We start from the raw sequence: 14,322 nt of genomic DNA, 5'->3' as shown, positions 1-14,322 counted from the left end.
CAGAATCACTCATTAATAAAGAGACATCTCAACATCAGATTTTTATTTGATACATTCATTAAGGCAGGAGAATAGAGTAGAATCTCCAAAAAATTTATAGTTTCGTTTTTTAGCCTGAATGAATGTTTGAGATGTTCTCTTTTATTTGGAATCTTATTTTTAAATATGGGAAAAAACAACTCCGTAACCCGTCGGATTCAGCCAATTCTTTGGATTTCCACATTATACTTTGCAATGGGTGTTCCCTTTGTAACCATTAATGCGGTTTCAGGAATCATGTATAAAGACATGGGGGTTTCGGATTCGCAGATTACATTCTGGACAGCTCTTATCCTGTTCTCATGGACGTTAAAACCACTTTGGAGTCCGTTTTTGGAGATCTATAAAACAAAAAAGTTCTTTGTTATTTCTACTCAGTTTGCGATAGGAATTCTGTTCGCATTAGTAGCCTTAAGTCTTCCAATGCATGATTTTTTCAAATACAGTATTGCGCTTTTTGCAGTAATAGCATTTTGTGGAGCGACCCATGATGTGGTAGCAGACGGAACGTATATCGGGTTTTTGACCAATAAGGAGCAGGCAAAATATATCGGCTGGCAGGGTGCTTTTTACAATCTTGCCAAGATTATAAGCAGTGGAGCATTAGTTTATTTCGCAGGTGTTTTAGAAAAAACAAAAGGAGTTACCCATGCCTGGATGATCATTATGGTGATTTATGCATTACTCTTTTTGGGATTGGCTGTTTATCACTATTTCATTCTGCCAAAAGAAAACAAAGAAGAGCAGAAAGATGAGAAAACGGCCGGAAACGTTCGTCAGGAACTATTGGAAGTCATTACCTCTTTCTTCACCAAAAAGAAAATTCTGTGGTGTATACTCTTCATTATTCTGTACCGTTTTGCAGAAGGATTTGCCATCAAAATAGCTCCTTTATTTTTTAAAGCTCCAAGAACCTCAGGAGGATTGGGATTATCTACTTCAGATATCGGACTTATTTACGGAACATACGGTTCTGCAGCATTTATCCTTGGATCCGTATTGGCAGGATATTTTATCTCAGCCCGCGGACTGAAAAGATCTTTGATATGGCTATGCTGTGCATTCAACATTCCATTTGTGGTTTATGCATTATTAGCGCATTATCAGCCAGCGGACCTTTTGCCGGTAGGAGTTGCCGTAGTTGTGGAATATTTCGGATATGGATTTGGTTTTGTAGGGTTAATGCTCTACATGATGCAGCAGATTGCACCCGGAAAACACAAAACGGCACATTACGCATTTGCAACAGGAATTATGAACCTTGGCGTAATGATTCCCGGAATGATCAGTGGAACGATCAGCGACTGGATCGGATACAAAATGTTCTTTATCTGGGTGCTGATTGCTACCATTCCTGCTTTTTTGGCCACTTTATTCGTTCCTTTCCCTTACCCTGAAAATCAGAAAGAACAATAAATCAACTCATAATAATTAAAAATAAAAAGTAAAAAATACTTTATGACAGCTCAATCAGTAATGATCCCCTGGCAGGATCGCCCGGAAGGTTGCAATGATATCATGTGGAGGTTTTCCGAAAACCCGATCATTAACAGATACGCGATACCAACATCCAACAGTATATTCAACAGTGCCGTGATTCCTTTTGAAGACGGATTTGCCGGAGTATTCCGTTGTGACAACAAGGCAGTACAGATGAATATTTTTGCTGGTTTCAGTAAAGACGGAATCAATTGGGATATCAATCATGATCCTATTGAAATGCAGGCCGGAAATACGGATATGATTGAATCCGATTACAAATATGATCCCCGCGTAACCTTCATTGAAGACCGCTACTGGATTACATGGTGCAACGGTTACAATGGTCCTACCATCGGAATTGGGTATACTTTTGATTTTAAAGAATTTTTTCAGTGTGAAAATGCCTTTCTTCCATTCAACAGAAATGGTGTTTTGTTCCCTGAGAAAATCAATGGTAAATATGCCATGCTGAGCCGTCCTAGTGATAACGGACATACGCCTTTCGGAGATATTTATATCAGCTACAGCCCTGATATGAAGTACTGGGGTGAGCACCGCTGCGTGATGAAAGTAACGCCTTTTGAAGACAGTGCATGGCAGTGTACAAAGATCGGAGGTGGGCCTGTTCCTATCAAAACAGAAGAAGGATGGCTGCTTTTCTATCATGGAGTGATCAATACCTGCAGAGGATTCAGATATTCAATGGGAGCAGCTTTGCTTGATCTTGAAGACCCTACAAAAGTATTGTACAGAACGAAGCCTTACCTCTTGGCTCCGGCCGAATCATACGAATTGACAGGAGATGTACCGAATGTGGTTTTCCCTTGTGCAGCATTGACGGAAGGGAACAAAGTAACAGTATATTACGGTGCTGCTGATACCGTAGTTGCGATTGCCTTTGGATACATCTCAGAAATCATTGATTTTATGAAAAAGAATTCAATTTAATACAGTAATATAAAGTTTAGGAGAATAGGTTAATCATCTTAATTTTCCCATTTACTGGGAATTTTATAATGGTTTTCCTATTTTTAAACCAGCTTTTAAACAAAAAAATCTCCGATATCTCTCTTATCATGAAAAAAGAACTGCTCATCTGCTTTTTTACAACCCTGATTTCTGTAGCGAATGCCCAGCAAAATAAAAACGATGTTTTATCCTGGGTAGATCCTTTTATTGGAACAGGAGGCCACGGACATACATTTCCGGGGGCAACTACGCCATTCGGGATGATACAGCTGAGTCCGGATCAGAATACGAAAAGTGGCGACTGGGACTGGTGTTCCGGATATCACTACAGCAGCAAAACGATCATGGGATTCAGTCATAACCATTTGAGCGGAACAGGATGGGCCGACCTTGGAGATATTCTGATAATGCCTACGGTAGGACAGCTAAAAATGGTTCCCGGATCTGAAGAAAATCCTGAAACAGGCTATCGTTCAAAATTTACCCATGATAAAGAAGTAGCGTCTCCGGGATACTATTCTGTTATGCTGGACAGTTACGGAATTAAAGCTGAACTTACCGCTTCCCCAAGAGTCGGATTTCATAAATATACTTTCCCGAAGAGTAGTGAAGCCAATATCATTATTGATCCTACCAACAAAATCTTCGGAAATATCTATCATACTTTAGTGAGTGTGGAAGGCAATAATAAAATCAAAGGTTACTGTTACAGCAACGGCTGGGGAGGTAAACGGTTTGCTTACTTCGTGATGGAGTTTTCCAAACCGTTTAAGTCTTACGGTGTATATGCTGACGGAAAAATCAAAAATGATGAAAAAATTGCCCTTGCCAAGGATGCTAAAGCTTTTGTAAGATTTTCAACGGAAGATCAGGAAAGTATAGAAGTAAAAGTATCTTTATCTCCCGTGAGTACAGAAAATGCACAGGAAAACTTCGATACTGAAGCTAAAAATATAAACTTTGCACAAGCAAAAGAAACAGCACAAAAGACATGGAGAGATCTGATCGGCAGATTCCAGGTGACAGGAGGTACAGACAATCAGAGAAAAATTTTCTATACTGGGGTTTATCATACATTCATTGCACCGAATTTATATATGGACGTGAATGGAGACTATGTTGCCGCTCAGGAAAACATGAATACGAAATGGTTCACCAACTACAGTACCTATTCTTACTGGGACGGGTTCAGAGCAACACATCCATTATTGACTATTATGGATCAAAAACATACAAAAGAATTTGCCAATTCTCTAATCAGCAGATATACGGATCGTAAAGATCATATGCCGATCTGGGAGCTTTGCGGATATGATAATTTCTGTATGCTGGGCTATCATAGCGCATCCGTAATCTGGGATGCAATCTCAAAAGGAATACCGGGTATTAATGCAGAAAAAGCATTTGCTGCTATGAAAGACGCTTCTCTTACTGATAAAATGAGCAGCAGCGATGGAGGCGGCGGTCTTAACGATTATATTAAATTAGGTTATACTCCTTCAGAGAACGGAGCTTCTGTTTCCGCAACATTGGAATATTCATATGATGACTGGTGTATCCAGCAGCTTGCTGAGAAATTAGGTAAAAAAGAAGAATCAGAAGTGTATAAAAAACGTTCTATGAACTTTCTGAATACCTTCAATAAAGAAAATAATCACTTCTGGCCAAGACAGAAAGACGGAAAATTCTTAGCAGATTTCAAGCTTAATGACTGGAAAAAGCTGCAGCCCCACTGGGTTTCCGGAAACATCTGGGCTTATGATTTCTTTGTTCCTCACCAGATTGATGAAATGATGAATCTATACGGCGGGAAAAAAGGATTTGAAGAAAAACTGGATAAAACCTTCACAGAAACACTTCATATGGAAGGAGAACAGCATGTTGATATCTCAGGTTTCATTGGATCTTTAGGATTCGGGGATGAGCCTGGACATCATGTTCCATACCTGTACAACTATGCAGGAAGTCCTTACAAGACTCAGAAAATGGTAAAATATATCCGCGACAATATGTATGCAGCTAAACCTGATGGAATCGTTAACAATGAAGACTGCGGTCAGATGTCAGCGTGGTATATCTTCTCATCATTAGGATTCTATCCTGTGACACCGGGGAAACCTGTTTATGCCATCGGAGCCCCACAATTCCCGAAAGCTTCTTTAAAGCTTGAAAATGGAAAAACATTCACCGTAATTGCAGACAAAATATCTGACAAGAATATCTACGTACAGAAAATGTTCCTGAACGGAAAAGAATACAAAAGCTGGGAGCTGAACCACAGCGATATTATGAATGGAGGCGAGCTGAGATTCGTAATGGGAAGCAAACCGGTAAAATAAGACTCATAAAAATAAACGAAACAAAAGTATCAATGGAAAGGAGAAATTTTATTAAAACAAGTGCACTGGCAGGAGCCGGATTGCTGTTTACTCAGAATGTTTTTGCTAAAAATTTAGTTCTGGACGATTTTCCTGTTGTCCGTGTTCCTAAAGATAAAAGACATTTTACCAGCGAATCCGTAGAAAGTGCTATTGCAGCGTTTAAAAAGAAAGTAAAAAACAAAGAGTTAAGCTGGCTTTTTGAAAACTGCTTCCCGAATACATTGGATACTACTGTTTACTATACAGAAACCAGCGGAACACCTGATACCTATGTGATCACAGGGGATATTGATGCCATGTGGCTTCGTGACAGTTCCGCACAGGTTTTCCCTTATCTGCAGTTCTCAAAAAAAGATGAAAAACTACATAAGCTGATCTCAGGAGTAATCCACAAACAGACCACTTTCATACTGAAAGATCCTTATGCCAATGCTTTCTATAACGACGACCAGAAGATCAGTAAATGGAAAGAATATGATCATACCGATATGAAGCCGGGAACCCATGAAAGAAAATGGGAAATCGACTCGCTTTGCTATCCTATCCGTCTGGCCTACCACTTCTGGAAAACAACAGGAGATACAAAACCTTTTGATGCCAACTGGCTGAAAGGAATTAAACTTACCCTGCAGACCTTTACAGAACAGCAGAGAAAACATGATCTGGGACCTTATAAATTCGAGCGTACCACAGCTTGGGCTACAGACGGAGTTCCTATGGGAGGATATGGTTATCCAACGAAACCTGTGGGATTGATCAGCTCTATGTTCCGTCCAAGTGATGATGCTACCATCTACGGATTCCTGATACCTTCCAACTTATTTGCAGTGGTAAGCTTACGTCAGGCTGCAGAAATGGTAGCTGAGATTAAAAATGAAAAAACATTGGCTCAACAACTGAACAGCCTTGCTGATGAGGTAGAAACAGCCATTAAAAAATACGGAATTTACAATCATCCTGAATTTGGAAAAATATATGCTTTTGAAGTGAATGGCTTCGGAAGCTACAATCTGATGGATGACGCGAACTGTCCAAGCTTGCTGGGACTGCCTTATCTGGATGCGGTGAAAGCTGATGACCCTGTTTATTTGAATACAAGAAAATTTGTGTGGTCAGAAAACAACCCGTTCTTCTTTAAAGGTAAGCTGGCAGAAGGGATAGGAGGTCCGCATATCGGATTGGACATGATATGGCCAATGAGTATCATCATGAAGGCACTCACTACGAAAGACAAAAGTGAGGTCAAATGGTGCATCAATACTCTTCAGAAAACGCACGGAGGAACAGGCTTTATGCATGAATCCTTCCATAAAGACAATGACAAAAAATTCACCAGAGAATGGTTTGCATGGGCCAATACCCTATTTGGCGAATTGTTATGGAAAACCTTTAACGAAAACCCGGAGCTACTGACATAGCCAACCTTTTTATATCGCTTATTCATCTGAGATTCCTTCCCGAAAATGGAGGTGTCAGGGGATTGCTATATAAAATTCACACACCAAAAACACCTTAAAAAAATTATACAATGAAAAAAAAATCCATCTTTACCGCACTGATTGCCATGATGCTTCAGACCGGTTCTCTGATGAACGCACAACAGCTTAATCCTACAGGAATATGCTACGTGGAAGTGAATAATAACAACCTCCTGAATGCAGGAGCGTACAAACTGCAGACATCGAACAGCTATCTGTTTAATGTGGTAAATATTTTTGCGGCCAATATTAATTATGATACCAGCCGTGGAAGAGCTTATCTGTATTCCAATAATAACGTTACGAAGGTTCTTACCAATGCGGATACCTATATAAAGCCGCTTCAGCAAAAAGGAATTAAAGTAGTATTGACTATTTTAGGGAATCACCAGGGTGCTGGGATCTGTAATTTTCCTACCCGCGAAGCCGCAAAAGACTTTGCATTACAGCTTGCCAATACAGTGAACACTTACGGTCTTGATGGAATTGATTTTGATGATGAATACTCTGAATACGGAAATAACGGAACAGGGCAGCCTAATGACAGCTCTTTTGTAATGCTTGTTCAGGAGTTAAGAGCATTGTTACCAAATAAAATTATTTCATTTTATTATTATGGCCCGGCTGCTTCAAGACTTTCCTGGAACGGAGCCAGAGTAGGAGACAACGTTAACTACAGCTGGAATGCGATGTATGGAACATTCTCCGCGCCTAATGTACCTCCGCTTACCAAAGCACAGATCTCTCCGGCAGCGGTGTGGATGGGAAATACTTCCAATTCTACAACAACCAGTCTGGCAACTCAGACCAAAAATGGCGGATACGGAGTATTTATGTGGTATGATCTGCACGGAACCAATGAAACGTCACAACTTTCAGCAGGAACTCAGACATTGTATGGACAGCCGACTGTTTTAAGCGGTACTTTACAATCCTGGACACAAGGCACAAACTGTGATGCACCTATCGGATTGTACACAAACAATCTTACCGGAACAAGCGCAAAACTAAACTGGTCAGCCGTAGGAACCAATACCTATGATGTTGATTATAAACCAGCTTCTTCCACAACATGGACGAATGCCGTATCTGCAACAAGTGCCACTTCTGTAACTATTTCCGGATTAACAGCTAACACCGAATATGACTGGAGAATCAGAACCAACTGCAGCGTGAAAAGCGCTTATTTGTTTGCTCCAAGATTTACAAGTACTTCAGGAACAACGCCTACAGGTTCTTATGCTCTGTCTCTGGATGGAACCAGTGAATCAGGAGCCGCCGGAAATATGAATCTAAGCGGTTCTGCATTGTCTTTTGAAGGATGGATAAAACCTTCGTCCTTCAAATCTGCTTTCCCATATATTTCCTCTATCATGGGAACGGAGGTAAGCGACAGCAATTCTGCATTCTTACGATTAGGAGATGCCAGCCTGGCTAATAATAAACTTCAGTTTGTGGTAAGTATTAATAATGTACAGCAAAAACTGGCTTCCGCAACGGCTTTGAATGCCAATACCTGGTATCATGTAGCAGCTACTTATGATGGAGCCAATATGAAATTGTACATCAACGGTGTTTTGGATGCCACTAAAACACAAACCGGAAGTGTGAATTCAACAGGTGCATTCAACGTAGGATATTTATATAACACATCAAGGAATTTCAATGGAAAAATAGATGAGGTAAGAGTTTGGAAGCGCGCATTAAGCCAGACGGAAATCAGCCAGAAGATGTGTAATGTTTCTGTTCCGGCAACTTCACTGGCTGCTTATTGGAAGTTTAACGAAGGAAGTGGCTCTACTGTTCAGGATACTTCAGGGAATGGTGCGACTTTAACATTGACAGGTGTTGATTCTTCTAATTGGGGAACAGATATACCATGTACAACTGGAAGTTCAGTATTAGCAAGAACTGCAGGGCAAAAAGCGATAAATGCAGGAGAGACAAACCTTAAAAATCAAATCAAATTATATCCTAATCCGGTAAGCAAATCTTCACTACTGACAGTGTCTGTTCCGGATGAATACAATAAAGGAAAGTTGACAATTTATGATTTTAATGGAAGAATCGTAGATACAAAATCCCTGAATTCAGGAGATAATCAATATGAATTGAGCAGAATTCCGGCAGGAAATTACATCGTTCAGTTTGAATCTCATGATGGAAGCCTGAAACAATCTGAAAAACTAATTGTAAAATAATAACCCATTTCATTGGGCTTCGGCCCAATGATTTTTCTACTACAAAATTGATATACTATGAGAAAAAAATCCTTTTTTATTCCCCTAATGGCCCTGATGCTTCAGACAGCGCCGTTGCTCAAAGCCCAGCAGCTTAATCCTCTGGGAGTCTGCTATGTGGAGGTGAATAACAATAATATGCTGAATGCAGGTTCATATACTCTGCAGAATACCAACAGACAGCTTTTTGATGTTGCGATTATTTTTGCAGCGAATATCAACTATGATGTTTCCAAAAACCGAGCTTATATCTCAAACAATAATAATGTTACTAAAGTTCTGAATGATGTTAATACTTACGTAAAACCCTTACAGCAAAAAGGAATAAAAGTATTACTGGATCTATTGGGAAACCACCAGGGAGCCGGGATTTCCAATTTTCCTAACCGTGAAGCGGCTAAAGATTTCGCTTTACAGGTAGCTCATACTGTTTATACCTACGGTTTGGATGGAGTAGACCTTGATGATGAATACGCGGGATATGGAAATAACGGAACAGGACAGCCCAATAACAGTTCTTTTGTAATGCTTTTGCAGGAATTAAAAGCTGCAATGCCGGATAAACTGATCACATTCTATTATTACGGACCTGCTACTACAAGACAAACGTATAACGGAGATTTAGCAGGAAATTATATTAATTATACCTGGAACGCAATGTATAGTACTTACAATGCACCTGTTGTTCCACCTCTTGATAAATCTAAAATTTCTGCTGCTGCAACCTGGATTCAAAACTCAAATCCAAGTTCAACTTCTGCAACTACACTGGCAAGCTTAGCTACCAGTACAAAGAATGACCAATACGGAGTGTTTATGTGGTATGATCTGGGAGGGACGGACGTAGCAAGCTATCTGAGTACAGGCTCCAATATTCTTTATAATGAAAATACTCTTTTAAGCGGTCAGTTATATTCATGGTCTCAGGGGCAAACCTGTGATCCGCCACTGGGACTTGATGTTTCCAATGTAACAGGAACTTCTGCCCAGCTGAACTGGGCTTCCAATGCTTCCCAGTCTTACAATATTGATTACAAACCAGCTAATTCAACGGTATGGACAAACGTTGCTAATAATTATTCAGGGAATAATATTGTCATCAACAATCTTACCCTGAATACCAATTACGATTGGAGAATACAGTCGAACTGCTCACCGACATTAACAAGTACTTATATTTTTGCCCCAAGGTTCAACTCCGGAAGTGGCTGCACTACGCCATCAGGATTGACTTCCGGAAGTTTCCTTGGTAATACCGCTCAGTTGTCTTGGGATGCAGGAAACACAACTTCATATACACTGCAATATAAAACTGCCGCTGCTACAACCTGGTCTGAAATTCCAAATATTACAACTAATTCCTATTCATTACAAAACCTGACACCTAATACAAACTATGTATGGAAAGTACAGGCTTCATGTGCGGGAGGAACTACAAGTACCTATTCAGGGGAAGGAGCTTTCAACAGTGGTTTTGCTCCGGTTACAAGTCCGGGGGCAAGGTCTCTTTCTTTTAACGGAAGCACACACTATCTTAATGCAGGACAATTTAACCTGAGTGGAAATGCCGTGACATTTGAAGGCTGGGTAAAAGTAAATGCTTTCAAAACAGGCTTCCCATATATTTCATCAGTAATGGGTATAGAAGTAGGAGATAATAACTCGGCCATGCTTCGTTTCGGAGATGGAAACCTGGCGAATAATAAGCTGCAGTTTATATTGAGTTTTGGTTCGTCACAGGTGAAACTGAATACGAATACAGCATTCAACACTAATACATGGTATCATATAGCAGCCACTTATGATGGTGCGGCAATGAAAATTTATGTGAATGGGAACCTCGATGCCACTTTTGCGGTAACGGGTAACTTTACGGCAAACGGAATCCTTTATCTGGGACGAAACTATGATAATTCCCGTACAATCAACGGTTTTCTGGATGAATTCAGAGTTTGGAAAAAAGCACTTACACCACAGGAAATCCTGAGTAACAGCTGTAATGTTCCTGCCAACTCTACAGGTCTTGAAGCCAACTGGAAAATGGATGAAGGAAGTGGAATGGGAGCTTTGGATGCTACAGCCAACACTCATTTTGCAACCCTGATCAATATGACAGATGCCAACTGGAGAACAGATGTTGCCTGTGCTTCTAATCTTGCAGTGAAAGATGTTGAATCTGTGAAAGACAACAGCGCAGTCTATCCGAACCCTGTGAAACGAGGAAATGATATTCACTTTGCTATTGGCGACAATTCGGCAGCTGAAGTAGCATTGTATGATATTTCAGGAAAATTATTCAAAAAACAGAACATTAATCAAAATAATAATGCAGTGAATACACAGGATTTAATCAGTGGTACTTATATTTACAAGATTACATCTGCAAACAGTAAAGTGATATCGACTGGTAAAGTAATCGTAAAATAAGTTTAAGATAATGAAATAGTTATCGGAATTGATAATATAAAGTCTGAAATACAAAGCAGACAGACAGGAGGTGTTTTCCTGTTTGTCTGTTTTTTCAGTCAAAGGATGTTTGAATTTAAAATAAAAAATAATGCAGAATATAGTAGGAATTGATATCGGAGGGTCACATATCACGCTGGCTCAGGTGGATCCGGAAAAGCGTGAAATCATTTCATCCACCTATGTGAGAGAACATGTAGATGCTTTTGATAAAAAAGAGATTATTTTCTCTGCATGGGTTTCAGCTATCCATAAAGTAGCTCATAATCTGGTAAAAGAAGATCTTCTGATCGGTATCGCAATGCCCGGACCTTTCGATTATGAAAATGGGATATCGCTGATGCAGCAGGGAAAATTTATTGATATCTATCAGGTGAATATTAAAGAAGAGCTGGCAAAAAGACTCGGTATTTCTCAGGAGCAGATTCATTTTGTAAATGATGCTGCAGCATTTATGGAAGGAGAAGTATACGGAGGTTGTGCCCAGGGTTTCAACAGAATTTTTGGATTGACGCTCGGTACAGGGTTGGGAACTACCTTCTTCAATGGAGAATTGGCTACTGATGAAGACTTATGGGATTCTCCATTCAGAGGTTCCATCAGTGAAGACTATCTGGCAACACGCTGGTTTGTGAATCGTTATAAAGAAATAACCGGAGAAGAAATCTCAGGGACTAAAGATTTGTTGGATAAACCCAAAGCAATACAGACCAGAATATTTGATGAATATGCAGACTCTTTCTCAGAATTTATCGTTAAATATGTAGACCACTACAAACCGAAAGTTTTAGTTATAGGAGGAAATATAGCAAAAGCATATCCTTATTTTGAGCCAAGATTTATCCAGAATTTAACAAAGAATAATATTAACTTGCAGGTTAAAATTTCTGCGATATTTGAAGATGCGGCCATTCTTGGAGCTGCCAGCTATGCATTAAAAAAGCGTATATAAATTAAAAAACGAAAAGATACAATGAAGTTTATATTTTCTACTTGCTTACTGTTATTACAGGCCTGGGCTTTAGGTCAGAATGTATCTCCCGTAGATTATGTGAATCCTTTGATGGGAACACAATCCAAACCTTCATTATCCAATGGAAATACCTATCCGGCCGTCGGACTTCCATGGGGAATGAATATCTGGACACCGCAGACCGGTAAAATGGGTGACGGATGGGCATATACCTACGATGCAGATAAAATAAAAGGGTTTAAACAAACTCACCAGCCCTCTCCATGGATGAACGATTATGGCGCATTTGCCATCATGCCTGGAGTAGGAAAAGTGAAATTTAAAGAAGACGAAAGAGCAAGCTGGTTCAGCCATAAAGCTGAGGTTACCACACCTTATTTCTATAGCGTTTATCTTGCGGACATCAATGTTACCACAGAATTTACCCCTACGGAAAGAACCTCTTATTTTAAATTTGATTTTCCAAAGACAGACAGCGCTTATGTAGTGGTTGATGCGTTAAACAAAGGATCTTACATCAAGATTTTACCGAAGGAAAGAAAAATTCTGGGCTATACGACAAGATATTCTACCGGGAAATATGAAAACTTTAAAAACTATTTTGTCATTCAGTTTGATAAAGATTTTGAACTGACAAAAACCTGGAAAGACGATAAACTGGTGAATGATCAATTGGAAATTACCAGTGATCATACCGGAGCTGTAGTAGGTTTTAAACTTAAAAACAAAGAAACGGTTTATGCAAAAGTAGCCTCTTCATTCATCAGCTTTGAACAGGCCGAACTGAATCTTAAAAGAGAAATCGGAAATAAAAACTTTGAACAGGTAAAAAACGATGCTAAAAATATCTGGAATAAAACACTTGGAAAAATAGACGTAAAAGGAGGAACAGATCAGCAGATGAGAACATTTTATTCTTCTTTATACAGAACGTTATTCTTCCCGCAAAAATTATATGAAGTGGATGCGCAGAACAAAATAAAACACTGGAGTCCTTACAACGGGAAAATTGTAGATGGAAGAATGTTTGCCGGGACAGGTTTCTGGGATACTTTCCGTGCTTTGTACCCGTTCCTGAATCTTGTGTATCCTTCGATCAATGTTGAAATGCAGGAAGGATTGGTGAACGCTTACAAAGAAGGAGGTTTCTTACCGGAATGGAGCAGCCCCGGATATTCTGATATTATGATCGGAAACAATTCCGCGTCAGTAGTAGCAGATGCCTATATCAAGGGACTTCGTGGATACGATGTGGAAACCCTTTGGCAGGCCGTAAAACATGGAGCCAATAACGAAGGCCCTATTGAAGCGGTAGGCCGTGCAGGAGTAAAATATTATAATGAATTGGGTTATGTTCCTTACGATGTGAAAATCAATGAAAATGCGGCAAGAACGTTAGAATATGCCTATGATGACTTTTCCATTTATCAACTGGGGAAAACATTGGGAAAACCAGCTTCAGAAATTGATATTTACAAAAAAAGAGCGTATAATTACAAAAATCTGTTTGATAAAGAAACAGGTCTGATGCGTGGTAAAAATAAAGACGGTAATTTCCAGAAACCATTCAATCCTTTCAAATGGGGAGATGCTTTCACAGAAGGAAACAGCTGGCATTACACATGGTCTGTTTTCCAGGATATCGACGGTTTGGCAGAACTGATGGGTGGGAAAAAGAAATTTGAAGCCAAATTAGATGAGGTATTTTCATTGCCTCCGGTTTTTGATGACAGCTATTATGGAGGCGTGATCCATGAGATCAGAGAAATGCAGATCATGAATATGGGACAGTATGCCCACGGAAATCAGCCTATCCAGCATATGATTTATCTGTACAATTATGCAGGAGCTCCTTACAAAACTCAATATTGGGCAAGACAGGTGATGAACAAACTGTATCACGCTGCCCCTGACGGATATTGCGGAGACGAAGATAATGGACAGACTTCCGCATGGTATATTTTCTCAGCCCTTGGGTTTTATCCGGTAACACCAGCAACGGATCAGTATGTGTTGGGAGCACCATTATTTAAAGAAGCTACCATTCATTTGGAAAATGGTAAGAAAATTGAAATAAAAGCTCCGGAAAACAACGCAGATAATTTATATGTAAAATCTTTGAACGTAAACCAACAGCCTTACTCCAAAAACTGGCTGAGCCATAAAGAATTGATGAAAGGAGCCATTTTAGACTTTAAGATGGATAACAAGCCCAATAAAGAAAGAGGTTCACAGGAAAAAGATTTTCCCTATTCAATGTCAAAAGAAGAATCAAATAAATAATTGTTAATTTA

8 protein-coding genes are annotated in these 14,322 nt (G+C 39.6%); all 8 read left to right on the top strand.

The window, feature by feature from the left end; all coding sequences use genetic code 11:
* Positions 1-165: 165 nt before the first annotated feature.
* The 8 genes from EK417_RS02280 to EK417_RS02245 all read left to right on the top strand — a co-directional run bounded on the left by EK417_RS02280 (position 166) and on the right by EK417_RS02245 (position 14,311).
* Positions 166-1,455 (top strand): MFS transporter, encoded by a 1,290-nt coding sequence (locus EK417_RS02280; protein WP_110366535.1) that lies wholly within the window; start codon positions 166-168, stop codon positions 1,453-1,455.
* 42 nt (positions 1,456-1,497) lie between these two features.
* Positions 1,498-2,469, top strand: coding sequence for a glycoside hydrolase family 130 protein (locus EK417_RS02275; protein WP_136521215.1), 972 nt, complete (start codon positions 1,498-1,500; stop codon positions 2,467-2,469).
* A 128-nt stretch (positions 2,470-2,597) separates the two neighbouring features.
* Positions 2,598-4,829, top strand: a complete 2,232-nt coding sequence (locus EK417_RS02270) for a GH92 family glycosyl hydrolase (RefSeq protein ID WP_136521214.1) — start codon at positions 2,598-2,600, stop codon at positions 4,827-4,829.
* A 32-nt stretch (positions 4,830-4,861) separates the two neighbouring features.
* The gene (locus EK417_RS02265) at positions 4,862-6,289 is read left to right on the top strand and encodes a glycoside hydrolase family 125 protein (RefSeq protein WP_136521213.1); all 1,428 of its coding nucleotides are present in this window, start codon (positions 4,862-4,864) and stop codon (positions 6,287-6,289) included.
* 110 nt (positions 6,290-6,399) lie between these two features.
* Complete coding sequence (locus EK417_RS02260) at positions 6,400-8,550, top strand: endo-beta-N-acetylglucosaminidase H (protein WP_136521212.1); 2,151 nt, start codon at positions 6,400-6,402, stop codon at positions 8,548-8,550.
* Positions 8,551-8,607: 57 nt separating this feature from the next.
* Positions 8,608-11,016, top strand: coding sequence for an endo-beta-N-acetylglucosaminidase H (locus EK417_RS02255; protein WP_136521211.1), 2,409 nt, complete (start codon positions 8,608-8,610; stop codon positions 11,014-11,016).
* 130 nt (positions 11,017-11,146) lie between these two features.
* Positions 11,147-12,007, top strand: coding sequence for an ROK family protein (locus tag EK417_RS02250; RefSeq protein ID WP_136521210.1), 861 nt, complete (start codon positions 11,147-11,149; stop codon positions 12,005-12,007).
* A 21-nt stretch (positions 12,008-12,028) separates the two neighbouring features.
* On the top strand, positions 12,029-14,311 hold the full coding sequence (locus EK417_RS02245) for a GH92 family glycosyl hydrolase (RefSeq protein ID WP_136521209.1): 2,283 nt from the start codon (positions 12,029-12,031) through the stop codon (positions 14,309-14,311).
* Positions 14,312-14,322 lie beyond the last annotated feature (11 nt).

The organism is Chryseobacterium candidae, assembly GCF_004916905.1.
GTDB classification, from domain to species: domain Bacteria; phylum Bacteroidota; class Bacteroidia; order Flavobacteriales; family Weeksellaceae; genus Chryseobacterium; species Chryseobacterium candidae.
This window is presented reverse-complemented; position numbering and strand designations above follow the sequence as displayed.